This window comes from Streptomyces sp. NPDC039480, from assembly GCF_055597165.1.
In genome coordinates this window covers 26,825-50,191 of record NZ_JBVITX010000001.1, presented here as the reverse complement: position 1 = coordinate 50,191, position 23,367 = coordinate 26,825, and the positions used below count along the sequence as shown (strand labels likewise).

Genomic DNA, 23,367 nt, shown 5'->3' with positions numbered 1-23,367 from the left:
ACATGGGACGAGTCACGGAGCGACGCAAGGTGATCCGCGTCAGGGACGGTCACGTCTCGGAGCGGCCCGACACCCTCGTCGCCGAGGAACCCCTGGAGATCCGGCTGAACGGCAGGCCGCTCGCCATCACCATGCGCACCCCGGGCGACGACTTCGCGCTCGCGGCGGGCTTCCTGGTGAGCGAGGGCGTGCTCGGCTCGGCGGACGACCTGCGGTCGATCGTCTACTGCGCCGGTGCGCGGGAGGACGGCTCCAACACGTACAACGTGGTCGACGTGCAGACCGCCGAGGGCGTCGTCCTCCCCGACATCACGCTCGAACGCAACGTCTACACCACCTCGTCGTGCGGCCTGTGCGGCAAGGCGAGCCTGGACGCGGTCCGCACCACGGCGCGCTTCCCCATCGCCGACACGCCTCTGGTCCTGCTCGGCACCGAGCTGCTCGCGAGTCTCCCCGACCGGCTCCGCGCGGCGCAGCGCGTCTTCGACAGGACCGGGGGTCTGCACGCCGCGGCGCTCTTCGACGAGGAGGGCGCGCTCCTCGACATACGCGAGGACGTGGGGCGGCACAACGCCGTCGACAAGCTGGTCGGCCGCGCCCTGCAGAACGGCGACATGCCGCTGTCCCGCGCCGTCCTGCTCGTCTCGGGCCGCGCCTCCTTCGAGCTGGCCCAGAAGGCCGTGATGGCGGGCATCCCGGTGCTCGCCGCGGTCTCCGCGCCGTCGTCGCTCGCCGTCGACCTGGCCGCCGAGACGGGGCTCACGCTGATCGGTTTCCTACGGGGCTCCTCCATGAACGTGTACGCGGGCGAGCACCGCGTCGCCCTCCGGGCCTCGGCCGCCCAGGGCTGACCACGGCCGGGCCCCTGCCTCCGCACGGAGGTCCGTGCCGATCCCCTGACGCACGCTTCTTGTGGGGTGTCGGAGCCCGCAAGTAGCGTCTGTCCGCGTACGTTGGACGTGGGATGTCCGGATGTCCGGTCGCCTGTTCGACCGTTGTGCGGGCATGCCGAACCCCCGCGTCGTCACCGCCATGAGTCGCCGTCGCCATGAAAGGCGGACCGCACCATGTCATCAAGCCCCCCTGCACGCCATGGACGTCACGGACGCCTCAGATCGCTCCGTGCCGTCACCGCCGCCGTGACCGCGGTAGCCGTGGGCGCACTGCTGCCCGCGCCCGCCGCGCGGGCGGCCCGGGCCGCCGCGGAGCCGCCGCCGTTCGAGCAGCAGGTGCTGTTCAAGGCGGACCGGGACCCCGGCTACGCCTGCTTCCGCATCCCGGCCGTGGTGCGGACGACCAAGGGCACGCTGCTCGCCTTCGCGGAGGGCCGGGTCAACGACTGCGGCGACGCGGGCGACATAGACCTGGTGCTCAAGCGGTCGCACGACGGCGGCCGCACCTGGGGCCCGCTCCAGGTCGTCAACGAGGGCGCGGGCGACACCCACGGCAATCCGGCGCCGGTCGTGGACCGCGAGACCGGCCGGATCCTCCTTGCGGAGACGTACAACACGGGGCGTACGGACAACAAGAACTGCGACGTGCCGTGCGACCGCACCCCGCATCTGCAGTACAGCGACGACGACGGCCGCAGCTGGTCGGCGCCGCGTGACCTGAGCGACCAGATCCTGCCGAAGGACTGGAACTCCTGGTACGCGACCGGCCCCGTGCACGGACTCCAGCTGACCCGCGGCCGGCACGCGGGGCGGCTCGTCTTCACCGCCAACACCGAGACGTGGGACGGCAACCGGGTCACCGCCAACCACGCCGCGCTGATCGTCAGCGACGACGGCGGCGACCACTGGAAGATCGGCGCCACGGACTCGTACCCGATACCGGCCGAGGGCACCTTCCGGCAGAAGCCGTCCGAGATGACCATCACCGAACGGCCGGACGGGGCGATCCACGTCAGCGGCCGCGAACAGGACGGCACCGACCTCGGCCACCGCACCCAGACGGTCAGCCGCGACGGCGGCGACTCCTTCGTCGCACCCTTCCGCGCGATCCCCGACCTCTACACTCCCCAAGTGCAGGGCTCCACCCTCCAGTTCGGCAAGCGGATGCTGCTCGCCTGCCCCGCCGACCCCGACCGCCGCCGCACGATGCAGATCCGCTCCTCCTACGACGGCGGCCGCACCTGGGACAGCGTCGACCGCGGCACCACGGTGACCACCGACTGGTCCGGCTACTCCGACATGGTGCGGGCCGACGGGACCCACGTGGGCCTGATGTACGAGGGCGGCGCGGTGGACGCGCGCGACGAGATCCGCTTCGCACGCTTCACCGAGGACTGGCTGAAGCCGCGCCGTGGCCCGGATCCGACCACCCGCGACCACGCGCCGGGCGCCCGGCCCGCCGCCGTGCTCGGCGGAGCGCGAGGCACCCCGGGCCGCTTCGGCGGGGCGATCTCCTTCGACGGCGTGGACGACGCCGTACGGCTGCCGTATCAGCGCCGACTGCCGCTGGGCGCCGAGGACTTCACGGCCTCGCTCTGGTTCCGCTACTCCGCGACGACCGGCGAGCAGCCACTGCTGTGGATGGGCGGCATCGGCACCAACCAGCCGCAGGTGTGGCTGCGCGGCGAGCCCGCGAGCGACCGTGTCACCGGCCTGATCACGACGCGGGACGGCGCCGCGCCGCCGAGGTCCGCGTTCGTGCGCACGACGGGCGCGTACAACGACGGCGAGTGGCACCACGTCGCGCTGCGCCGCGGCGCCGGCCGGCTGACGCTCTTCCTCGACGGCGAGCAGGTCACCGCCGCGGACGTGCCCGGCTCGGTCAGCCGCAACTCCCCGTTCGGCGTGCACGTCGGGCAACGGCTCGACAGCCGGGCGCACTTCACCGGCGCGATCGACGAAGTGAGGGTGTACGACAGGGCGTTGGACGACGCCGACGTGGGGGCCCTGCGCACTGCCGATCCCCCTGTGACACGGGACACCGTCGTGCGACTCCCCATGGACCGGGTGCGCGGCAGCAACTAACGTCCCCGGCGTGTCCGCCCGTCAACGTCCCGCGACGTGGCCGCGCAGCGTCTGGCTCGTCCTGCTGCTCGCCCTGGTCTGCGCGGCCGTACTGCTCATCGCCCTCCCGGACGACGACCGGGAGGGCGATGCGGCATGCAGACCCCGCACCGTCGCCTCCTGGACCGCCGACGACAGGTCCACCGGGGAGTTCGCGCGCTACGGCGACGACATGACGCGCACCGACGACTGGACCGGCGGCGACGGCACCCACTCGGTGCGGCTGCCGGACGGGCGCGTGCTGTGGCTGTTCTCCGACACCTTCCTCGGCCGGGTCCACGCGCCCCCGAACCAGGCGGGCCAGCCGCACACCTGGCGCGACCCGAACACGCCGATGGTCCGCAACTCGGCCGTGGTGATGTCCCGTTCGGGCGCCCTGCAGCGCACTCTCGCCGCGCCGCTCTTCCCCGACCCGGCGCCGCAGGAGTGGCGCTGGCCGGTGGCGGCCCGCGTGGAGCCCCGCTCGTCCGGCTCGGACGAGCGCGTGGTGCGCGTCCTGCTGTGGAACCGCATGGCGAGCCAGGGCCCCTGGATCTACGGCGTCCCCGTCGCCACGGAGGTCGCCACGCTCTCGCTGCCCGACCTGCGCGTCGAAAGCATCACCAAGGTCTCGGACCAGCGGTCGGTCGCCGATCCGGAGAAGCGGGTCCTGTACGGCGCGGCGGCGGTCGACGACGACGGCTGGACGTACGTCTTCGGCGGGACGGACGCGCAGGCGACCTCGCGCCCCTCGTCGGACGCCCATGTGGCGCGTGTCCCGCGCGGCAGCCTCGCCGAGCCCGGCGCCTGGGAGTACTGGGACGGCGAGGCGTGGGGCCACGACGTGACGCCGAAGCCGGTGCTCGGGGACGGGAAGCGGAAGGGGGTGGGCAGCGCGTTCACGGTGGTGCGGGACGACGGGACGTATGTGCTGTTCACCATGGCGGCGGGCACCGAGGGCCTGACCACCGTCACCTCGTACTGGTCCTGCTCCCCCACCGGCCCCTGGCACGGGCCCACCAAGGCCTTCGAGGCCCCCCTGCCCAAGGACAGCGCCGTCCGTCAGGAGACAGCCGCCTACAACCCGCAGGCCCATCCGGCGCTCGGCGGCGACGGCCGCGTCGTGCTCAGCTACGACGTCAACTGGCTGGACGCGACGCCCGCCAACGCGCAGGCGAACGTCACCCGGAACGTGTCGCTGTACCGGCCGCGGTTCGTCTCCCTGCGGCTGACGGGGGCTCGCTGACGAACTCCTGCGGATCGCGCGAGCGGCGCTTGGCGATGACCGCGCAGACCATCAGCTGCATCTGGTGGAAGAGCATCAGGGGCAGCACGGCCAGCGAGGCGTCCGCGCCGAACAGGACGCTCGCCATGGGCAGTCCGGCCGCCAGGGACTTCTTCGACCCGGCGAACTGGATCGCGACGCGGTCGGCCCTGCCGAAACCGAGGCGCTTCGCCCCGTACCAGGTCAGCGTGAGCATGACGGTCAGCAGGACCACCTCGACGCCGAGCAGCGCGAGCAGCCGCAACGGGTGCACCTGGCTCCAGATGCCCTCGACCATGCCCTCGCTGAACGCGGTGTAGACGACGAGCAGGATCGACCCGCGGTCCACGTATCCGAGGATCTTCTTGTGGCGGGCGATGAAGCCGCCCACCCACCGGCGCAGGAACTGCCCGGCGAGGAACGGCACGAGCAGCTGCAGCACGATCTTGAGGAGCGAGTCCGCCGAGAAGCCGCCGCCGCTGTCACCGAGCAGGGCGGCCGCGAGCAGCGGGGTGAGCACGATGCCGGCCAGCGAGGAGAAGGAGCCCGCGCAGATCGCCGCGGGGACGTTGCCGCGGGCCATCGAGGTGAAGGCGATGGACGACTGGATCGTCGAGGGCACCAGCGTGAGGAAGAGGAAGCCGCTGAAGAGGGCGAGCGTCAGGACGTACGGGACGAGTCCCTTCGCCGCGAGTCCGAGCAGCGGGAAGACGACGAACGTGCAGGCGAGGACCGTGACGTGGAGCCGCCAGTGCTTGAGCCCGTCGAGCGCCTCGCGGGTGGAGAGCCGGGCGCCGTAGAGGAAGAAGAGCAGCGCGACGGCCCCGGTGGAGGCGCCGGACGCGACATCGGCGGCGGTGTCGCGGGCGGGCAGCAGGGCCGCGAGGCCCACGGTCGCGAGCAACGCCACGATGTACGGGTCGACCGGCATCCAGGACGGCCACTTCAGGCGTTTCACGGTGCTCCATGCTCTCGGTGCGGGGCGGCCCCCGCTTTCGTACGGACGTGCCCTTCCCATGATCCTCCGGAGCCGGGTGATCGGGAATCCCGTACACCGCTCTGACTGTCATCACGCTCCGCGATAGGCGGGCTAGGCTGGTCGGCGTGTACGACCCCTCACAGCTCCGCACATTCCTCGCGGTCGCCCAGACGCTGAGCTTCACGCGGGCCGCCCGCAGGCTGAATCTGCGCCAGTCCACCGTCAGTCAGCACGTGCGCCGCTTGGAGGACGCCGCCGGGCGTCAGCTGTTCACCCGCGACACCCACAGCGTGGAGCTGACCGAGGACGGCGAGGCCATGCTCGGCTTCGCCCGCCGGATCCTGGCGGCGCACGAACAGGCGGCGGCATTCTTCGCGGGCAAGCGCCTCGGCGGACGGCTGCGATTCGGGGCCTCCGAGGACTTCGTCCTCACGCGGCTCACCGACATCCTGGAGACCTTCCGGCACGACCACCCCGACGTCGACCTGGAGCTGACGGTCGAGCTGTCCGGCACGCTCCACAAGCAGCTGGACGCGGGCAAGCTCGACCTGGTGCTCGCCAAGCGGCGCCCGGAGGACCCGCGCGGCGAGCTGGTGTGGCAGGACGACCTGGTCTGGATCGGTGCCGAGCGGCTCCGCCTCGACCCGGACCGGCCGGTGCCGCTGATCGTCTATCCGCCGCCCGGCATCACCCGCGCCCTCGCCTTCGAGGCGCTGGAGCGGCGGGGCCGCGCCTGGCGTGTGGCCTGCACGAGCGGCAGCCTCAACGGCCTGGTGGCGGCGGCCCGCGCGGGACTGGGCGTGATGGCTCACTCGCGGGGCCTGGTCCCGCCGGGCCTGGTCCGCGTCCCCGACCGCGCGGGCCTGCCGGAGCTCGGCCAGGTCGACTTCGTGCTGCTGCACGGCGAGCGGCGCGCGCCGGCCCAGGACGCGGCGGACGCCCTGGCGGCGGCGATCCTGGCGGGCGGGGACCGGCTGCACCGCGGCGGGCGCTAACGCAGCGGCCGTGGGTACGTGAGTTCCTTGAAGCGGCGCAGATAGGGCGCCGATTCGACGTGCCGCACCCCGTCGAGCGAGCCGAGAGAGCCGCTCAGATAGGCGTAGAGCTCGTCGGTGTCGCGGGTCAGGACGCTCGCCATCAGGTTGGCCGACCCGGTGACGGCGGAGACGTGGGCGACCTCGGGGTGCCCGGCCATCGCACGGCCCACCCGGTCGAGCGCGCCCGGCGCGACGGTGACCCAGAGCATCGCGGCGGTGGTGAAGCCGAAGCGCGCGGTGTCGTACTCGGTGTCGAGGTAGAGGGCTCCCGAACCGAGCAGCGCGGCGACGCGGCGCTTGACCGAGGACTCGGAGCGGCCGGTGAGCCGCTGCAGTTCGGGGTAGGTGACGCGGCCGTCGGCCTTCAGGGCGGCGACCAGGGGCTCGTCGTCGGGAGTGATGCGGGCGGGGCCCGGCACGGTCGGCGGCTCGGCGGGTCCGAGCGCGGCGACCTGCTCGTCGGAGAGCGGGCGGTGCTTGCCGATCCAGCCGGTGCGGCCGCCGTAGAAGCGGTGCATCAGCTGGTGTGCGGTGATCTCGATGAGCTTGCGGGTGCGCAGGAGCTTGCCGAAGAGCAGGTCCTCGTAGGCGGCGGGGGTGCGTGGCAGCGACAGGCAGACCACTTCGGTGCCGGCCGAGGTGAGGTGGACCCATGCCGTGTCGGGGCGGCGGGCCAGGGCCGCCGCGATGGCCTCGGCGCCGTCGGGCGTGCAGCGCAGGCGCAGCATCCACTCGTCGTGGCCGAGCCGCCGCGTGTCACGGACCCCGACGATGCGGAGCCCCGCCTCGGCGCGCAGGCGGCGGAAGCGCCGGGCGACGGTCTGGTCGGAGACGCCGAGGACGCCCGCGATACGGCTGAAGGGCGCCCTGCCGTCGACTTCCAGGGCGTGCAGCAGCTGAAGGTCGAGGTCGTCGAAGACATCGGATTCCATCGCTGCGAAGCCCCTCTATGTCGAATACGTGCGCCAAGCGCCTCCCTGACACCGGCTTCGTTCGCCGTCGGCTCATCGTACGAGGGCGTCCACAGACGTCGGACGAGGAGTCGGAGGAACAAGGAAATGCGTACATGGGGGCCGCTCACAGCGGTGTCTCTGGGAACGTTCATGCTGCTGCTGGACGTGACGATCGTGATCGTGGCGCTGCCCGACATGGCGCGGGCGCTGGACGCCTCGCTGAGCGATCTGCAGTGGGTCATCGACGGCTACGCGCTCGCGCTGGCCGCGCTGCTGCTCGGCGTCGGCGCCGCGGCCGATGTGTTCGGCAGGCGGCGGCTCAACGTCGTCGGCACCGCGCTGTTCGCGGTGGCCTCGCTGGGCTGCGGGCTCGCGTCGGACGCGGACCTGCTGGTGGCCGCGCGTGCCGTGCAGGGGTTGGGCGCCGCCGCGATGCTCGCGACGACGCTGCCGCTGCTCGGCGCCGCCTATCAGGGGCGCGACCGGTCGGCCGCGCTCGGCGTGTGGGGCGCGGTGAGCGGCGCGTCGGCCGCGCTCGGTCCGATCGTGGGCGGTCTGCTCACGGAGGGGCCCGGCTGGCGCTGGATCTTCTTCGTGAACCTGCCGGTCAGCGTGGCGTCGATCTGGCTGACGCTGCGGGTCGTGCCGGAGTCGAAGGGACCCGAGGGGCGGCGGGTCGACTGGGCGGGCACGGCGGCGTTCGCGTGCTTCGCGGGCGCGGGGACGTACGGGGTGCTGCGCGGCGGGGTGGACGGCTGGGCCTCGGCGGCCGCAGGGACGTCCTTCGCGGTCTCGGCGCTGGCGCTGCTCTGCTTCGTCCTGGTCGAGCGGCGCGTCGCGCAGCCGCTCCTCGACCTGCGGCTGCTGCGCAAGCCCGCCTTCACCGGGGTGCTGATCGGTGCGATCGGGTACAACGGAGCCGCCTTCGGCGTCGTCCCGTACGTCTCCATCTGGCTGCAGACCGTGCTCGGCATGAGCCCGGTGCGCGGCAGCCTGGTGCTGCTGCCGCTCGCCGCGACGTCGTTCGTGGTGGCGCTGGTCGCCGGGCGACTGCTGCACGGGGTCGCGCCGCGCGTCGTTATCGGGGTGGGGCTGCTGCTGATCGGCGCGGGCGGGCTGTGCCTGGCGGTGCTCGACGCGGGGTCTTCGTGGGGCGCGCTCGCGCCGGGGCTCACGCTCACGGGCGTCGGCGCGGGGCTGGTCGCGCCGGCCCTCGCGGGGGCGGCGCTCGCCGCGGTGCCGCCCGCGAACGCCGGGATGGCGGGCGGGGCGGTCAACACCTTCCGCCAGCTCGGGTACGCGGTCGGGGTCGCCCTGTTCGGGACGGTGCTCACCGCGCGCATGCAGGACTCGCTCGGCCGGGAGGCGGCGCACACCGTCGCGGGCGGCGGCGCCTCGGCCCTGCACGGCACGGTGCCGGAGCACGCGGTGCGCGCGGCCTTCGCGTCGGGCCTCAACGGGGCGTCGCTGGCGGCGGGGGTGGCTGGTCTGGTCTCCGGTGTCCTGGTGCTCGTGATGGTGCGGGCGGGGGCTCCCGGGGGTGCGGCGGGAACTCCGGAGCGGGAGCCGCGCGTTCTCGAAGAAGCGCGGTGAACCGGCGAGGGGTGAAGCGGGGACGAGGGCCGTGACCGCTGACGAGGGCCGTGACCGCTGCGTACAGATTCGGTGGAGATTACGCCACCGAAACTTACTCCACCGTAAGTAAGTTGTCCCGCCCTTCCCCTTGTGGCCGCATTTCCACCGGCTGACCAGTGCCGATGGACCGTACCGCCCGCGCCGGAACCCCCTCCCGGAGGCGGGCGGCGTGGGGTACGGTCACGGCGCTGTGCGGAGCGCCACAAGGAGCATCATTGCGCGAGTTCACGAATCCTCCGATGGCGTCGGTGCCGCTGGTGGGCGGCCTTGCCGACGCCGTGTTCGACCATGCCGTCGAGGACCCGACGCGCATCGCCTTCGGCCGCAAGACCGACGGGCGCTGGTCCGACGTGACCGCGGCCGAGTTCCGCGACGAGGTGCTCGCCCTGGCCAAGGGGCTCATCGCGCAGGGCGTGCGGTTCGGGGACCACGTGGCCATCATGTCCCGTACGCGGTACGAGTGGACGCTCTTCGACTTCGCGCTGTGGACGATCGGCGCCCAGGTCGTGCCGATCTACCCGACGTCCTCCGCCGACCAGGTCCTGTGGATGCTGCACGACGCGCAGGTGTCGGCCGCGATGGTCGAGCACGAGGACCACGCGATGACGATCGGCTCGGTCGTCGACCGGCTGCCGCAGCTGCGCCGGCTGTGGCAGCTGGACGCCGACGCGGTCGGTGAGCTGACGGGTGCGGGGCGGGAGATCGACGACGACGTGGTGCACCGGCACCGCCGCGCGGTGACGCCCGAGTCGATCGCCACGATCATCTACACGTCCGGCACGACGGGCCGCCCCAAGGGCTGTCTGATCTCGCACGCGAACTTCATGTTCGAGGCGGACGTGATGGTGGGACGCTGGGAGCCGGTGTTCCACTCCAAGCGGGGCGACGAGGCGACGACGCTGCTCTTCCTGCCGCTGGCGCACGTCTTCGGCCGCATGGTGCAGGTGGCGGCGGTGCGCGGCCGGGTCAAGATGGGGCACCAGCCCAACCTGAACGCGGCGGCGCTGCTGCCCGACCTGGCCGCGTTCCGGCCCTCGTTCATCCTCGCCGTGCCGTACATCTTCGAGAAGGTCTTCAACGCGGCGCGGCGCAAGGCGGAGAAGGACGGCAGGGCGGGCCCTTTCGACAAGGCCGTCGAGTGTGCCGTGCGGTACGCCGACGCGCTGGAGGCCAAGGCGTTCGGGACGGGCCCTGGGCCTTCGGCGGGGCTGCGCATGCAGCACCAGCTCTTCGACAAGCTGGTCTACTCCAAGGTGCGGGAGGCGATGGGCGGCCGGGTGCGGCACGCGATGTCCGGCGGCTCCGGGATGGACCGCAGGCTCGGCCTGTTCTTCGCGGGCGCGGGCGTGACGATCTACGAGGGGTACGGCCTGACCGAGTCGACGGCCGCCGCGACGGCCAACCCGCCCGAGCGCACCCGCTACGGCACGGTCGGCCAGGCCATCCCCGGCACGGCGGTGCACATCGCGGAGGACGGCGAGGTGTGGCTGCGCGGCGGCAACGTCTTCCAGGGCTATCTCAACGACCCCAAGGCCACCGACACGACCCTGCGGGACGGCTGGCTGGCCACCGGTGACCTGGGCGCGCTCGACGAGGACGGCTATCTGACGATCACGGGGCGCAAGAAGGAGATCCTGGTGACGTCCGGCGGCAAGAGCGTGTCGCCGGCCCAGCTGGAGGAGCGGGTCCGCGACCATCCGCTGGTCGCCCAGTGCGTCGTCGTCGGCAACGACCGTCCCTACATCGCGGCGCTCGTCACGCTGGACTCCGAGGCCGTGGAGCACTGGCTGACCATGCGCCGCAAACCGATGCTGCCGCCGGGCGAGCTCGTGCGCGACCCGGATCTGGAGACCGAGGTGCGGCGGGCCGTCGTCGCCGCCAACACCCTTGTCTCGCAGGCCGAATCGATCCGTACGTTCCGCATACTGGCGCATCAATTCACCGAGGAGCACGGCCTCCTCACGCCGTCGCTGAAGCTGAAGCGGAAGGCGATCGAGACGGTGTACTCGGCCGAGGTCGAGGCGCTGTACCGCAGCTAGGCGGGTCCCCGGCGGCAGCGGGCTCCGTTTCTGACGGCCCATCATTTAGCGGCGCGGCAGTTATTGACGGTTCGTCAGGTCACGCACAGAATCAGCCCCACTTCGACTTCAGGGGGCTCGACCGTGTCGCGATCGATCCGCACCATCACCGCCGCCGTTGCGGCCCTGCTGCTCGCCACGTCCTGCAACTCCGCCTCCGAGAGCGGCAGTTCCAAGGAGGGGGGCGGCAGCTCCGCGCGGGGCGTGACCGAGGACTCCATCAAGGTCGGCGGCATCGTCTCGATGACGACCGCCAGCGGATACAGCAAGAAGGACACCGATCTGGGTGCGAAGGCCCGCTTCGACCGTGCAAACGCCGAGGGCGGTGTGCACGGCCGGAAGATCGACTACCTGGGCGCGGAGGACGACGGGCAGGACCCGGGCAAGAACCTCGCGGCGGCCCGCAGGCTCGTGCAGCAGGAGAAGGTGTTCGCGATCTCCCCGATGAGCTCGGTCACCTTCTCCGGGGCGGATTTCCTGCAGAAGCAGAAGGTGCCGACGTTCGGCTGGGGCACCATTCCGCCCTTCTGCGGCCCGACCTACATGTACGGCTTCGGCGGCTGCATGGTGCCGATGCCCGGTGGCACCATCACACAGAGCTGGCCCGAGGGCCTCAAGAAGGTGATGGGCGGGGCGAAGGGCAGGTCGGTGGCGATCCTCGCGAACGACAACGACGCGGGTACGTTCGCCATCCGCACCTACAAGCAGAGCTTCGCGGCCGCCGGGTACGAGGTGACGTACGCCAAGTCGACAGTGCCCGCGACCTCGGTGCCGAGCGACTGGTCGGCGTACACGAAGGAGATCCTGCGCTCCGACGGCGGCAAGGCGCCGGACGCCGTCGTCTCCGTCATGCAGACCCCGTACAACATCGGCCTGTTCACGGCCGTCAAGCGCGCCGGTTTCAAGGGCGTCCTCACCGACCCCACCGACTACGACCCGGGCCTGCTGGCGAAGAGCGCGACGCGGAAAGCGCTCGACGGCGTGCACATCCTCCTCTCCTTCCAGCCGTTCGAGCAGGACAGCGCGGACATGCGGCGGTTCAAGGCGGACATCAGGAAGGCGGCGGGCAAGGAGGTGCCGCTCAACATGCACATGATGACCGGCTACATGTCCGCCGACCTCTTCCTCGCCATCGCGGAGAAGGCGGGCAAGGGCCTCACCGTCGACTCCTTCCAGCGGGCCGCGGACGGTTATTCGGACACCGGGACCATGGTCGGCGACCGGCGGCTGCCCGAGGGGCGGAAGGAGGCGTTCGGCTGTGGCGCCCTCGTGCAGCTCAAGGGTGGCAAGTACGCGGTGTCGTCGCCGTTCGAGTGTTACGAACCGATCCCCTTCAAGTAGGGGCGGGCCGCCATGTCGGACCTGCTGGGATTCGTGCTGAGCGGTCTCGTCTCGGGCGCGCTGTACGCCCTCCTCGCCACGGGCCTCGTCCTGTCGTACTCGGCATCGGGCCTCTTCAACTTCGCGCACGGCGCCACCGCCTATCTGTGCGCCCTCGCCTTCCACGAACTGCACTCCGGCTTCGGCTGGCCCGCCGTGCCGACCGCGCTGCTGCTGGTCGTCGTGGTGGCCCCGGCGCTCGGCTGGGCCCTCGACCGGCTGATGTTCCGCAAGCTCGCACGGGTCGGCGAGACCGCGCAGATCGTCGCGACCATCGGCCTGCTCGTCGCGCTGCCCGCGCTCGGCCTGTGGACCGTGGAGCTCCTCGCGGACGCGGGGGCGCCGGTCAAACCGGCCGAGAACCAGTTCGGGCTGCCGGGCGTCGGGCCGAGCCCCGCCACGAGCTGGCAGCTCATGGACGGGGTCGGCGTCGACTCCGACCAGCTGATCACCTGGGTGGCCACGGCGGTGGTCGCGGTCGGCCTGTGGATCCTGATGCGTCACACGCCGCTCGGCCTCCGACTGCGGGCCGCCGTGGACAACCGCTCGCTCGTGGAGCTGCGCGGCATGAGCGCGGACCGGCTCTCCTCGGTGGCGTGGATGCTGTCGTCCGGCCTCGCGGGCCTCGCGGGAGTGCTCGCGACGCCTCTGCTCGGGCTCTCCGCCCACGACTTCACGCTGTTCCTCTTCGTGTCGGCGACGGCCGCCGTGCTCGGCCGCTTCATGTCGATCCCGCTGGCGTTCGCGGGCGGCCTCGCGCTCGGCGTGCTGCAGAACCTCGTCGCGGGGTACGCGGACTTCGCCGAGAAGATCACCGGCTTCCGTACGGCCGTGCCCTTCGTGATCCTGTTCGCCGGGCTGCTCCTGCTCACCCGGCGGCAGCGGACGGCGGGCACGGCGGCGGTGGACGCGCCGCCCGTCGACTATCTCGCCGGCCGGTCGTGGGCACGCAGATGGGGGCCGTGGGCGGTGGCGGCGACGCTCCTCGCCCTCGCGTTCTACACGGTCACGACCCCGTTCTGGAGCGGCATCCTCGCCCAGGGCCTCGCGATCTCCCTGGTGTTCGTCTCCTTCACGGTGGTGACGGGGCTCGGCGCGATGGTGTCGCTGGCGCAGGCCACCTTCGTCACCGGGGCCGCGCTGGTCGCCGGGCTCCTGATGAGCCATGGCTGGCCGTTCTTCGCGGCGGCGCTGGTGGGGACCTGCGCGGCGGCGCTCCTCGGCGCGCTCGTGGCGCTGCCCGCGCTGCGGCTCGGCGGGCGGTCGCTGGCCCTCGCCACGCTGGCGCTCGCCTTCCTCGCCGACCAAGTCCTCTTCCAGATGGGGTGGTTGCGGAACGGCGACACCGGCTGGGAGATCCCCCGCCCGGTCTTCGGCCCCGTCGACCTCTCGGACGACCGCGCCCTGGGCGTCGCCATGGTCGTCCTCGTCACGGCCGCCGTCGCCGCGCTCGGCGCGCTGCGGAACTCGCCGACGGGCCGGGCCATGCTTGCGGTGCGGTCCGCCCCGGCGGCGGCGATGGCGTCCGGCGTCTCCGTGGTGCGCACCAAGCTGCTCCTGTTCACGCTGTCGGCGGGGCTCGCCGGGTTCGGCGGCGTGATGTACGCGTCCTTCAACACCCGCGTCACAGCGACCGACTTCACCGCGATGACCGGTCTGATCTGGCTGGCGGTGGTGGTCGCGGCGGGTGTGCGGCGGCCGCAGTTCGCGGTGGTGGCGGGGCTGGTCTTCGCGATCGTGCCGCATCTGGTGGCGGACTACGTCACGGAGTCCGTGCACCTGCCGGTGATCCTGTTCGGCCTCGCGGGGCTGGCGCTGGCGAATGATCCGGACGGGTACTGCGCGGCGGTGTCGGTCCGGCTGCACCGTCGGCGGATGGCTGCGGCCCCTCCGGCGTTCGGGGAGCGGGGTGCCGGCCGGGGCGCCTCCGTGGCGGAGCCGTCGCGGAACACCTCTATGGCGGAGCCGTGGCGGAGCACCTCCTTGACGGAGCCGTGGCGGAGCACCTCCTTGGCGGAGCCGCCGCGGAACACCTCCTTGACGGAGCCGCCGCGGAACACCTCCTTGGCGGAGCCGTCACCGAGCACCTCCTTGGCGGGGCCGCGCAGGTCACAGCCGAGAAGGGACGGAGCCGGGGCCGGGGCATCCGCCGCCCTCGCCCTCCACCACCTCCACGCCGGATACGACGGCGCTCCCGTCCTCCACGGCGTCGACCTCACCGTCCACCCGGGAGAGATCGTCGCGCTGCTCGGTCCGAACGGCGCGGGGAAGTCCACCACGTGCCTCGCCGCGGCGGGCCTGCTCGCGCCCACGCGGGGCCGCGTGTACGTCGCCGGGCGCGACGCCACCCGTGAGAGCGCCGTCCACCGCTCCCGCGCCGGTGTCGTCCTCGCCCCCGAGGGCCGCGGCATCTTCCCCGCACTCACCATCGACGAGAACCTCGCCCTGTACCTCAAGGGGCGTGACGAACGCGACGCCGTGTACGAGCGGTTCGCGGGGCTCGCGGCGCGGCGCAAGGTCACCGCGGGCTCGCTCTCCGGCGGCGAACAGCAACTCCTCGCCCTCGCCCCGCTGTTGCAGCGCCCCCCGAAGGTCCTGATCGCGGACGAGCCGTCGCTCGGCCTCGCGCCCCGCGTGGTCGACGACGTGTTCCGGCTCCTGATCGAACTCCGGGACGGCGGCGCCGGGTTGCTCCTCGTCGAGGAGAAGGCCGCCGAGATCCTCGGGGTCGCGGACACGGTGGCGTATCTCGCGCAGGGCCGTGTCTCCTGGTGCGGCCCGCGCTCCGAGGTGCGCGCCGACCGGCTGACGGAGGCGTACCTGGGCATGGCCGCGGGCGGGGAGACGGCCGAGGGGGTGGGCGCGTCATGAGGGAGTACGTCCTGAGGGCCGGGAGGGTGGGCGCGTCATGAAGGAGTACGTCCTGGAGGCCGAGGATGTCGACGTCCGCTTCGGCGGCATCCGAGCCCTGGACGGCGTGGGGCTCGCCGTCCGCCGAGGGGAGATCTGCGGGCTCATCGGCCCCAACGGAGCCGGGAAGACCACGCTGTTCGACGTGCTGTCCGGCATGCGCGGGCCGGACCGGGGCCGGGTGCTGCTCGACGGCCGTGACGTCACCCGCCGCTCCCCCGTGTGGCGCGCCCGGCACGGGATGCGCCGCACCTTCCAGCGGCAGCAGCTCTTCGGGCAGCTCACCGTCGCCGACAACCTCGTCGTCGCGCAGGAGTGGCGGGGCGGTGGCGGCGGGTTCGCCGCCGATCTGCTGGCCGCGCCGACCCGGCGCGCGCACGAGACCGCGCGGCGGGAACGGGCCGCTGCGGTGCTGCGCTTGTGCGGGCTCGACCCGCTCGCCGGGCAGTACGCGGGCGCGCTCCCGGTCGGGCGGGCCCGCATGGTGGAGCTGGCGCGTGCGGTCGCGGACCCGCCCAGAGTGCTGCTCCTGGACGAGCCCGCTTCCGGGATGACGGCCGACGAACGGGACCTGCTGTCGGCCGTCGTCCGTCGGCTCGCCGACGAGGAGGGCTGCGCGGTGCTGCTCGTGGAGCACAACGTCGCCTTCGTGATGGAGCTCTGCGCCCGGGTCGTCGTCCTCGACCTGGGCCGGGTCCTCGCGCACGGCACGACGGAGGAGGTGCGCGCGGACCCGCGGGTACGGGACGCCTACCTCGGGACCACGGGCACCGACGGCGAGGGCGGCCCGGCCGGCCCGGTCAGGACGGCGTGAGGTGCCCGACGAAGTGGCGCTGGTCCGCGAGGAACCCGTCGGCGTACAGGCGCCTGGGGGCGAAGACGGCGGTGAGGGTGAGGCGCACCTCGGAGTTCTCGACGGCGTTGTCGACCAGTGAGTGGGTGGCGTCGGGGTAGTGCTCCACCGTCAGGGACGCGGGCGGCAGGATGCGGCGGTAGGCGGCCTCGGTGTCGGCGACGTCCACGTTGAGGTCGTGCCCGGCCAGCACCAGGAGCGTGGGGGTGCCGCGCATAGCGCGCAGGTCCGCGCTCGCGTCGGAGCGGTAGTTCTTGGCGATGAACCGCCAGCGTGCGGCGGTCATGCCGTCGGCGTCGGCGCCACTGTCGCTGTCGCTGTCGGCGTCGGTGCCGCTGCCGCTGCCACTGCCACTGCCACTGCCACTGCCACTGTCGGCGACCGCGGCGCGGTACTGCTCGAAGGTCGCGCCCTGCCGCAGCAGGCGCAGGGTCGTCTCGCGCCGGCGCAGCGCCGCCCGCTTCTCGTCCCGGGTGGCGCCGTCCGCGCGCAGTTCGGCGAGGAGGTTGTAGCGCCCTTGCCGCTGCCAGTCGACGGCCGGTGAGACCGCGATGACGAAGCGGACGGCGCGGTCGCGGGCCGCGACCTTGGGCAGCACCCACCCGGCTTGGCTGGCCCCCCACAGGCCGACGCGCCGCCCGTCGATGTCGGGGCGCTCGCGGGCCCAGCCGATCGCGGCGAGGGTTTCGTCCGCGCGGTCGTCCATGCTCTGGTCGAGCCAGTCCCCCTCGGAGGCGCCGACGCCGGGCTTGCTGAGGGAGAGCGAGGCGTAGCCGGCCTTCGCGAAGGACTCCCAGAGAGGCCGGTAGAAGGTGTCGTGCGTGGCGTCGACGGGGCCGTCGCCATGGACGAAGACGACCAGGCCGAACGGCCCTTCGCCCTGCTGCGGCCGCGCGAGGACGCCGTCCAGCAGCCGCCCTTCGTGGCGCACGGCGATGCGCTCCTCCCGCAGCGCGTAGGTGTTCTGCCAGACCGCGACACCGCCGGCCCCCGCACCCACCAGCAGCACGGCGACCAGGGCCCACGCGAGGACACGCCATCTGCGCCGAGCGAACAGCGCCGGCAGTCGGCTCATTTCTTTCCCCCCACAAAAACTATCGCACTCAAAACGTTCGTATGCAGAATGAGCGTAGTAGAGTCGATAGCGCAAGGGCGGACGCTCCGCCCCTGCCCACGGAAGGGGTGGCCGATGGAGCCGATGGAAGGCCCGGGGATACGGAGGGGCGTACCCGAGGGCAGTGAGACACGTGTGGCCGCGCTGTACTGGGAGGCTTTCGGGCGGAAGCTCGGTGCCGCCCTCAACCCGCCGGACAAGGCACGCGCCTTCCTGGCGGCCCATCTCCACCACGACCGGGGCGTGGTCGCCCTCGTCGACGGCGAGGTGGCGGGGGTGGCCGGCTACCAACTCGACGAACGCGGCCTGACGGGCGGCGGCGCGGGCGACGTCCTGGCCACGTACGGGACCTTGCGCGGGCTGCCCCGCCTGCCCCTGCTCCTCCTGATGGAACGACGGCCCGCCGACGGCGAGCTCGTGATGGACGGCATCGCCGTCGCCGCCGAGCACCGCGGCAAGGGCATCGGCAGCCTCCTGCTGCGCGAGATCGCGGCCGTTGCCGCCGAGCACTCCTGCCGGCGCGTCCGACTCGACGTCATCGACGTCAACCCGCGCGCCCGCGCCCTGTACGAACGGCACGGCTTCGTCGCCGTACGCACCGAGAAGACCCCGTATCTGCGCGGTCTGATGGGCTTCGGCGCCGTCACGACCATGCACCGGCCCGTCACACCGGCCACCTCGACGAACCGCCCGGAGGCTCGATGAACCCCGCCCCGACCAGCCCGGCCGACGGCACGCGGGCCGACACGGACGACACCGCCCCCGCACCCGTCCCCACCCGGCTGCTCGTCCACGCCCTGGTCCGCGAGGACGGCACGGTCGACTCCGGTGAGCTCTACGCGGTCGCCGAACTCCTGGGCATGACCGACCAGCAGGTCCGCCTCTGCATCAAGCGGCTCGTCGCCGAGGGCCGTTTCACCCACGAAGGCCGTGGCCGCAAGGCCCTGTTGAAGGCGGTCGCCGACTACACCGGCTCGATCACCCCCGACGTCGCGTACGTCCGCCACGCCTACCGCCAGGACCACGGCCTTGCCGCCTGGGACGGCGTCTGGCACCTCTTCGCGTTCGCCATCCCCGAGTCGAGCAGGACGTCCCGCGACACCCTTCGGGACACCTTGCGTCACCTCGGCGCCGCCCCGGTCCAGAGCGGCCTCTACGTCACCCCGAACCCCATCGAAGAACTCGTCGAGGCCCAGGCCCGCCATCTCGACATCGCCCACACGGTGACCTGCCTCACCAGCACCGACCTGCGCGTCGGCGGCCTCGACCACCCGCCCGCCCTGGCCGCCGCCCTCTGGCCCCTGGACGACATCGCCGCACGCCACGACCGCCTCGCCGACCTGGCCCAGGTGTACCTCGACCGGCTCACACGGCCGGACGCCCCCACCGGGCCGGAGCGGCTGGCCATGGCCGTCCGGCTCGCCGCGGCCTTCAGCCACGCCATGGAACCGGACCCGCTCCTGCCGCCCGAGCTCCTCCCCCGGCCCTGGCCCGGGGCGCACGCCCGCCGGCTCACGGCCGCCTGCTGGACCGCACTCGCCGAAGCCGACACCCGCGCCCCCACCGGGACCCCGGGCCCGCGCCTGTTCGTCCAGTACGGTGACCTGCTCGCCTCCCTGCCCGAGGGCCTGACCTAAGGCGCAGTTCTACTATCAAGTCCAATCACTGCGCTGCTCCCTGACTGAGCGTCACCTTGAGAATCCTGTCGGAACCGTCGGGCTGACCGCCCATGTTGTCGGCGTTGGTGGTGGACAGCCAGAGCGCGTCGGCGCCGGGCACGGCGGTCACCGCGCGCAGGCGTCCGTACGCGCCGACGTAGTAGGAGGTCGCGGTGCCCACGTCCTCGTTCCCGGCGCTGATCGGTATGCGCCAGAGGCGTTGGCCTCGCAGCGCCGCCATGTAGACGGCGCCGTCGACGACGGCCACGCCGCTCGGCGAGGCCTCGGCGACACCCCAGGTCTTCTTGGGGTTGGTCATACCTGCGACGGAGCAGGCACCTTCACAGGTGGGCCAGCCGTAGTTGCCGCCCGGCTTGATGAGGTTCAGCTCGTCCTTCTTGCTGTCCCCCAACTCGGCCTCCCACAGGCGCCCTTGCGCGTCGAAGGCGATGCCCTGCGGGTTGCGGTGCCCCATGCTGTAGACGTAGTTGCCGAAGGGGTTGCCCGGTGCGGGCTTCCCGTCCCTGGTCAGGCGCAGGATCTTGCCGTTGAGGGAGTTCTTGTCCTGGGCGAGCGGCTTGTCCTGGGCGTCGCCCGTGGTGGCGTAGAGATGGCCGTCGGGCCCGAAGGCCAGCCGGCCGCCGTTGTGGTACTTGTTCTTCTTGATCCCCTTGAGCAGCGGCTTGTAGCCGTTCAGGGTCGTCCCGTCGTACGTCATGCGGGCGATGCGGTTGCCTTCGGACGACGTGTGCATCACGTACACGTAGCGGTTGGTGGCCCAGTCCGGGTCGACGGCCACGCCCATGAGCCCGCCCTCGCCGCCGGTGGTCTGCGACTCGGGGACGGTGCCGAGCGGCTTCTTCTCCCTGCCGTCCTTCGACACCCGCCACACCCGGAAGGCGTCGCGCTCGGTGACCAGGGCGGCCGATCCGTCGGGCAGCCAGGCGGTGCCCCAGGGGATGGTCCAGCCGGTGGATACGGTCGTGACGGTGCCCGGTTCGCCTTGCGGGGCGGCGGGCGAGGCTCCGGCCAGGGCGGCCGGTGTCATCCCTGCGAGCACTGCGCCGGCCGCCAGCGTGGCGGTCCAGCTGCGCGGGGTCGGTATGTGAGACGGCACGGAGGAATCCTCTCTGCGTCCGTTGCGGGTACCAGGTGCTGTACCGGGTGGTGTACGGGGTGGTTAGCGGGATCGGGCCGCCAAGTCGGCGGTGTGGGTGCGGTATTCGTAGCTGGGCGGCGTCTGCGTGTGGGCGCTCGCCGCGTCGACCAGAGTGCGGACCGTCGCGTGGTCCGGTGAGCGGTGGCAGGCCGGGTCGGTCCGTGCGGCGTCACCGGTCAGGGCGTACGCCTGACAGCGGCAGCCGCCGAAGTCGACGGTACGGAGTTCGCAGCCGCGGCATGGATCGCCCATCCAGGCCTCGCCGCGGTAGCGGTTGAACGCGTCCGACTCCCGCCAGATCCACGCGAGTTCACGGTCCCTGACGTTCGGTGCGGCCGGGCCGAGCAGTTCGGCGGCCGCCGGGCAGGGCAGCACCGTGCCGTCGGGGGCGACCGTCAGGGAGAGGGCTCCCCAGCCGCCCATGCAGGGCTTCGCGGTGCCGTCGACGTAGTCGGGGGCGACCCAGACCAGTTCCATGCGGCCGGCGAGCCGCTCCCGCCACCGTTCGACGCGGTCGCGGGCCCGGGCCACCTGGGCGCGGTCCGGCAGCAGGGCGTCGCGGTTGCGCAGCGCCCAGCCGTAGAACTGCGTGTTGGCCAGCTCGACGCGGTCGGCGCCCCACGTCAGGCCGAGTTCCACGAGGGAGTCGAGTGCGTCGAGGTTGGCGCGGTGCAGGACGGCGTTGAGGCCCAGCGGCAGCCCGGCCCGCCCGACGAGCCGCGCCGCACGCTCCTTCGCGGTGAACGCCCGCGCACCGGCGATGCGTCGGGCGGCCGCCGGGTCGGCGTGCTGCACGGACAGCTGGACGCTGCGCAGCCCGGCGTCGACGAGCCGGTCGAGGCGCTCGCGGTGCAGGCCGACGCCGCTGGTCACGAGCTGCGTGTGGACACCGGCGGCGTCCGCCGCGGCCACGATCTCGACGAGGTCCCGGCGCAGCAGTGGCTCCCCACCGGACAGGTGGGTCTGCACCACCCCGAGGCCGGCGGCCTGACGGAACACGGAGGCCCACTCGGCCGTCGTCAACTCGGAGGAGCGGGCGGTGAGTTCGGTGGGGTTGGAGCAGTAGGCGCAGCGCAGGGGGCAGCCGTGGGTGAGTTCGGCGAGGAGCGCCCAGGGTGGGTCGGGGGCGGGCGCCGGGCGGGACGGCGCCGGGCAGACCGAGGGACCGCCGGCGCGGGACGGGGACGACATACGTGCCCCTTCGGGGAGGGTCATCGCAGCCACCCCTCCGCCCGCAACCGCCCCAGGAAATCCGGCACTTCCTCTGCGACGGGGGCGTCCGGGTGGCGCTCCGACAGTTCGGTGACGATGTCCGCGACGTCGCGTTCGCCGTCGCACAGGCCGACGATGCTCCCTGCCGCTCCGCGCAGCACGACGACGCGTTCGGGCAGCACCAGCAGGTCGACGTCGCGCACCCGGTCGTGCCGGAGCAGCACGGAGCGGGCGAGCGCGGGGCGCCAGACCTCACGTACGACATCCTGGGCGGTCACTCGGCACCCCCGGGGCCGCGGTCGACGGCGTCGAGCAGCGACCACAGCACGTCGCACTTGAACGCGAGCGCCGCGACGGCCCGCTCCTGCTCCTCGCGGGTGCGTGCCCAGGCCAGGACGAGGGCGAGCGCCTCCCGGCCGTCGCGGCTGCCCTGCCCGACCCGCGTACGGAAGTAGTCGAGCCCCTCGGTGTCGAGCCACGGGTAGTGCTGCTCGAAGGCGGCGATCCTGGTCCGCATCAGGTCGGGTGCGGAGAGTTCGGTGAGCGAGGCGGCGACGGCGTCGAGTGCGGGCCTGAGCCGGCAGAAGTTGACGTAGCCGTCGACGGCGAGCCGCACGCCCGGCAACACCCGCGACGCGTCCAGGAGTTGTTCCCTTGCGAGGCCGGCGGCCTCGCCGAGCCGCAGCCAGCGTTCGATGCCGCCCTCGCCGTCCCGCTCCCCGTCGTGGTCGCGGATTCGGCGCAGCCAGCCGCGGCGCAGCGCCGGATCGTCGAACTTGGCGAGGATCAGCGCGTCCTTGACGGGGATGTGCCGCTGGTAGTGGAACCGGTTGAGGATCCAGCGGCGCACCTCCTCCGGAGTGAGGTCGCCCTCGTGCATGCGTACGTTGAAGGGGTGCCGGTCGTGGTAGCGCTCGGCGGAGACGGCGCGCAGCCGGTCGGTGAACTCGTCGGGGGTCCACGGCGCGGCGGCCCCGGCCGCGGTGGGCGCGACAGTCGTGGTGCTCACAGCTCGATCACCATCCCGTCGGCGGCGACTTCGATCCCTCGTTCGGCGAGGAATTTGTACTGCTCGGCGTCCGGATCGCCGAGGGGGTTCGTGTTGTTGAGGTGGGTGTAGAGGACACGGCCGGGCAGCCGTGCCAGCCGGTCGGCCGTGCCGGTGGGTCCGGCGATAGGCAGATGCCCCATGGCGGTGGCGGTGCGGCAGGTGAATCCGGCGCGCACCGGTTCGTCGTCGTCCCAGAACGTGCCGTCGACGATGACGCAGTCCGCGGTGCGCGCGGCCTCGTCGAAGGCGTCGCTCCAGACGGCGAGGGAGGGGGCGTAGAGCACGGTGCGGCCGGTGGCGGGTTCGGTGAGGCGCAGCGCGACGGACCAGGTGTCGGGCCCGGGTCCGGTGTCAGTTCCGGGCCCGGCGGCATACCGCGGCCGCTTGGCCGAAATCGGTACGGCACCGACATGGATCCCGGATCCGTCGCCATGGTGGATCTCGGGGCCGCCGTTCAGCGGCACGGCACGCCCCCGCGGCAGCTCCCGCCACCGTACGCGCGTGTAGGGCTCCAGAAGGGTGTCGAGCCGTAGACCTTCGCGGACGGCGTCGCGCACGGGGGCCGTCGCCAGGACCTCGACGCCGTCGCGGGCCTCGCGCAGCCGGGCGAGGCCCAGCGTGTGGTCGAGCTCGGCGTCGGTGAGGACGACCCCTGCGACGGGGGTGTGCCGTGCGTCGCCCACCGCGCCGGGGCGCAGCGCCGGGACGGCCTCGATCTGGTCGCCGATGTCGGGCGTGGCATTGACGAGGTACCAGCGGTCCTCGCCGGCGTGGACGGCGAGCGCGGCGTGCCGGCGGCGGCGTTCCCGGTGGGCGCGTGCCCCGGTGCACCCGGGACACGCGCAGTTCCACTGGGGCAGCCCGCCGCCCGCCGCGGTGCCGAGCACCTGCAGCAGCATGGCGGCTGCGCTACCGGTCGGCGAGGCGGTAGGCGGTGACTTCGAGTGCGGTGTCGACGATCGCGTACTCGGGGGTCTGCCAGCCCTTGACGTCGGCGTCGGTCCCGCGCGCCGGCTCGTGGGCGGGCTTCTCCTGGTCGGTGCTGTGCATGACGCTGCCTTCCTGAAGAGGTGGGGTTTCAGGAACAA

20 protein-coding genes are annotated in these 23,367 nt (G+C 72.6%); 11 read left to right on the top strand and 9 right to left on the bottom strand.

Going from position 1 to position 23,367, the window contains the following annotated elements; translation table 11 throughout:
- Positions 1-2: 2 nt before the first annotated feature.
- From fdhD to ACZ56E_RS00220, 3 genes are all read left to right on the top strand, one after another.
- Positions 3-851: a formate dehydrogenase accessory sulfurtransferase FdhD gene (fdhD, locus tag ACZ56E_RS00230; RefSeq protein ID WP_471209059.1), complete on the top strand. Its 849-nt coding sequence runs from the start codon at positions 3-5 to the stop codon at positions 849-851.
- Positions 852-1,067: 216 nt separating this feature from the next.
- Positions 1,068-2,978 (top strand): exo-alpha-sialidase, encoded by a 1,911-nt coding sequence (locus tag ACZ56E_RS00225; protein WP_471209056.1) that lies wholly within the window; start codon positions 1,068-1,070, stop codon positions 2,976-2,978.
- 10 nt (positions 2,979-2,988) lie between these two features.
- A complete protein-coding gene (locus tag ACZ56E_RS00220) occupies positions 2,989-4,242 on the top strand; it encodes a DUF4185 domain-containing protein (RefSeq protein ID WP_471209053.1) in 1,254 nt (417 codons plus the stop codon).
- On the opposite strand, the gene ACZ56E_RS00215 is transcribed toward ACZ56E_RS00220, so the two are convergent.
- The gene (locus tag ACZ56E_RS00215) at positions 4,178-5,191 is read right to left on the bottom strand and encodes a bile acid:sodium symporter family protein (RefSeq protein WP_471211444.1); all 1,014 of its coding nucleotides are present in this window, start codon (positions 5,189-5,191) and stop codon (positions 4,178-4,180) included. The two genes, ACZ56E_RS00220 and ACZ56E_RS00215, sit on opposite strands and share 65 nt — an antisense overlap.
- 173 nt (positions 5,192-5,364) lie before the next feature.
- Between ACZ56E_RS00215 and ACZ56E_RS00210 the strand changes: the two genes are divergently transcribed.
- Entirely contained in the window at positions 5,365-6,234 is an 870-nt protein-coding gene (locus tag ACZ56E_RS00210) for a LysR substrate-binding domain-containing protein (protein WP_471209050.1), read from the top strand.
- Here the strand turns inward: ACZ56E_RS00210 and ACZ56E_RS00205 are convergent.
- Positions 6,231-7,208, bottom strand: coding sequence for an Lrp/AsnC family transcriptional regulator (locus tag ACZ56E_RS00205; RefSeq protein WP_471209047.1), 978 nt, complete (start codon positions 7,206-7,208; stop codon positions 6,231-6,233). The two genes, ACZ56E_RS00210 and ACZ56E_RS00205, sit on opposite strands and share 4 nt — an antisense overlap.
- A 126-nt stretch (positions 7,209-7,334) precedes the next feature.
- On the opposite strand from ACZ56E_RS00205, the gene ACZ56E_RS00200 reads away from it, so the two are divergent.
- The 5 genes from ACZ56E_RS00200 to ACZ56E_RS00180 all read left to right on the top strand — a co-directional run bounded on the left by ACZ56E_RS00200 (position 7,335) and on the right by ACZ56E_RS00180 (position 16,046).
- Entirely contained in the window at positions 7,335-8,822 is a 1,488-nt protein-coding gene (locus tag ACZ56E_RS00200; RefSeq protein ID WP_471209044.1) for an MFS transporter, read from the top strand.
- Positions 8,823-9,103: 281 nt separating this feature from the next.
- Entirely contained in the window at positions 9,104-10,903 is a 1,800-nt protein-coding gene (locus tag ACZ56E_RS00195) for an AMP-dependent synthetase/ligase (RefSeq protein WP_471211442.1), read from the top strand.
- A 123-nt stretch (positions 10,904-11,026) separates the two neighbouring features.
- A complete protein-coding gene (locus ACZ56E_RS00190; RefSeq protein ID WP_471209041.1) occupies positions 11,027-12,283 on the top strand; it encodes an ABC transporter substrate-binding protein in 1,257 nt (418 codons plus the stop codon).
- A gap of 12 nt (positions 12,284-12,295) precedes the next feature.
- Complete coding sequence (locus ACZ56E_RS00185) at positions 12,296-15,193, top strand: ABC transporter permease subunit (protein ID WP_471209038.1); 2,898 nt, start codon at positions 12,296-12,298, stop codon at positions 15,191-15,193.
- A gap of 37 nt (positions 15,194-15,230) precedes the next feature.
- The gene (locus ACZ56E_RS00180; protein ID WP_471209035.1) at positions 15,231-16,046 is read left to right on the top strand and encodes an ABC transporter ATP-binding protein; all 816 of its coding nucleotides are present in this window, start codon (positions 15,231-15,233) and stop codon (positions 16,044-16,046) included.
- On the opposite strand, the gene ACZ56E_RS00175 is transcribed toward ACZ56E_RS00180, so the two are convergent.
- Positions 16,033-17,160, bottom strand: a complete 1,128-nt coding sequence (locus ACZ56E_RS00175) for an alpha/beta hydrolase family protein (RefSeq protein WP_471209033.1) — start codon at positions 17,158-17,160, stop codon at positions 16,033-16,035. The genes ACZ56E_RS00180 and ACZ56E_RS00175 overlap by 14 nt on opposite strands.
- A gap of 114 nt (positions 17,161-17,274) precedes the next feature.
- Between ACZ56E_RS00175 and ACZ56E_RS00170 the strand changes: the two genes are divergently transcribed.
- Together ACZ56E_RS00170 and ACZ56E_RS00165 are read left to right on the top strand one after the other, a co-directional pair.
- Positions 17,275-17,904 (top strand): GNAT family N-acetyltransferase, encoded by a 630-nt coding sequence (locus ACZ56E_RS00170; RefSeq protein WP_471209030.1) that lies wholly within the window; start codon positions 17,275-17,277, stop codon positions 17,902-17,904.
- A complete protein-coding gene (locus ACZ56E_RS00165; RefSeq protein WP_471209027.1) occupies positions 17,901-18,836 on the top strand; it encodes a PaaX family transcriptional regulator C-terminal domain-containing protein in 936 nt (311 codons plus the stop codon). Before ACZ56E_RS00170 ends, ACZ56E_RS00165 begins: the two co-directional genes overlap by 4 nt.
- 25 nt (positions 18,837-18,861) lie before the next feature.
- On the opposite strand, the gene ACZ56E_RS00160 is transcribed toward ACZ56E_RS00165, so the two are convergent.
- The 6 genes from ACZ56E_RS00160 to pqqA all read right to left on the bottom strand — a co-directional run bounded on the left by ACZ56E_RS00160 (position 18,862) and on the right by pqqA (position 23,329).
- On the bottom strand, positions 18,862-19,974 hold the full coding sequence (locus ACZ56E_RS00160; RefSeq protein ID WP_471209024.1) for a PQQ-dependent sugar dehydrogenase: 1,113 nt from the start codon (positions 19,972-19,974) through the stop codon (positions 18,862-18,864).
- A gap of 63 nt (positions 19,975-20,037) precedes the next feature.
- Entirely contained in the window at positions 20,038-21,207 is a 1,170-nt protein-coding gene (gene pqqE / locus ACZ56E_RS00155; protein ID WP_471209021.1) for a pyrroloquinoline quinone biosynthesis protein PqqE, read from the bottom strand.
- A 20-nt stretch (positions 21,208-21,227) separates the two neighbouring features.
- On the bottom strand, positions 21,228-21,506 hold the full coding sequence (gene pqqD, locus ACZ56E_RS00150) for a pyrroloquinoline quinone biosynthesis peptide chaperone PqqD (protein ID WP_471209018.1): 279 nt from the start codon (positions 21,504-21,506) through the stop codon (positions 21,228-21,230).
- Positions 21,503-22,237 carry a pyrroloquinoline-quinone synthase PqqC gene (gene pqqC / locus ACZ56E_RS00145; RefSeq protein ID WP_471209015.1) on the bottom strand — a complete coding sequence of 245 codons (735 nt, stop codon included), beginning with the start codon at positions 22,235-22,237 and terminating at the stop codon, positions 21,503-21,505. Before pqqC ends, pqqD begins: the two co-directional genes overlap by 4 nt.
- Positions 22,234-23,178, bottom strand: a complete 945-nt coding sequence (gene pqqB, locus ACZ56E_RS00140; protein WP_471209012.1) for a pyrroloquinoline quinone biosynthesis protein PqqB — start codon at positions 23,176-23,178, stop codon at positions 22,234-22,236. The genes pqqC and pqqB overlap by 4 nt, the downstream gene beginning before the upstream one ends.
- 10 nt (positions 23,179-23,188) lie before the next feature.
- Positions 23,189-23,329 (bottom strand): pyrroloquinoline quinone precursor peptide PqqA, encoded by a 141-nt coding sequence (pqqA, locus tag ACZ56E_RS00135; protein ID WP_471209009.1) that lies wholly within the window; start codon positions 23,327-23,329, stop codon positions 23,189-23,191.
- Positions 23,330-23,367 lie beyond the last annotated feature (38 nt).

Coding starts and splice junctions, on each gene's coding strand:
- fdhD (WP_471209059.1), top strand. CDS start 3: ATGGGACGAGTCACGGAGCGACGCAAGGTGATCCGCGTCAGGGACGGT.
- ACZ56E_RS00225 (WP_471209056.1), top strand. CDS start 1,068: ATGTCATCAAGCCCCCCTGCACGCCATGGACGTCACGGACGCCTCAGA.
- ACZ56E_RS00215 (WP_471211444.1), bottom strand. CDS start 5,191: ATGCCGGTCGACCCGTACATCGTGGCGTTGCTCGCGACCGTGGGCCTC.
- ACZ56E_RS00205 (WP_471209047.1), bottom strand. CDS start 7,208: ATGGAATCCGATGTCTTCGACGACCTCGACCTTCAGCTGCTGCACGCC.
- ACZ56E_RS00200 (WP_471209044.1), top strand. CDS start 7,335: ATGCGTACATGGGGGCCGCTCACAGCGGTGTCTCTGGGAACGTTCATG.
- ACZ56E_RS00195 (WP_471211442.1), top strand. CDS start 9,104: ATGGCGTCGGTGCCGCTGGTGGGCGGCCTTGCCGACGCCGTGTTCGAC.
- ACZ56E_RS00185 (WP_471209038.1), top strand. CDS start 12,296: ATGTCGGACCTGCTGGGATTCGTGCTGAGCGGTCTCGTCTCGGGCGCG.
- ACZ56E_RS00180 (WP_471209035.1), top strand. CDS start 15,231: ATGAAGGAGTACGTCCTGGAGGCCGAGGATGTCGACGTCCGCTTCGGC.
- ACZ56E_RS00175 (WP_471209033.1), bottom strand. CDS start 17,160: ATGAGCCGACTGCCGGCGCTGTTCGCTCGGCGCAGATGGCGTGTCCTC.
- ACZ56E_RS00170 (WP_471209030.1), top strand. CDS start 17,275: ATGGAGCCGATGGAAGGCCCGGGGATACGGAGGGGCGTACCCGAGGGC.
- ACZ56E_RS00165 (WP_471209027.1), top strand. CDS start 17,901: ATGAACCCCGCCCCGACCAGCCCGGCCGACGGCACGCGGGCCGACACG.
- pqqE (WP_471209021.1), bottom strand. CDS start 21,207: ATGTCGTCCCCGTCCCGCGCCGGCGGTCCCTCGGTCTGCCCGGCGCCG.
- pqqB (WP_471209012.1), bottom strand. CDS start 23,178: ATGCTGCTGCAGGTGCTCGGCACCGCGGCGGGCGGCGGGCTGCCCCAG.
- pqqA (WP_471209009.1), bottom strand. CDS start 23,329: ATGCACAGCACCGACCAGGAGAAGCCCGCCCACGAGCCGGCGCGCGGG.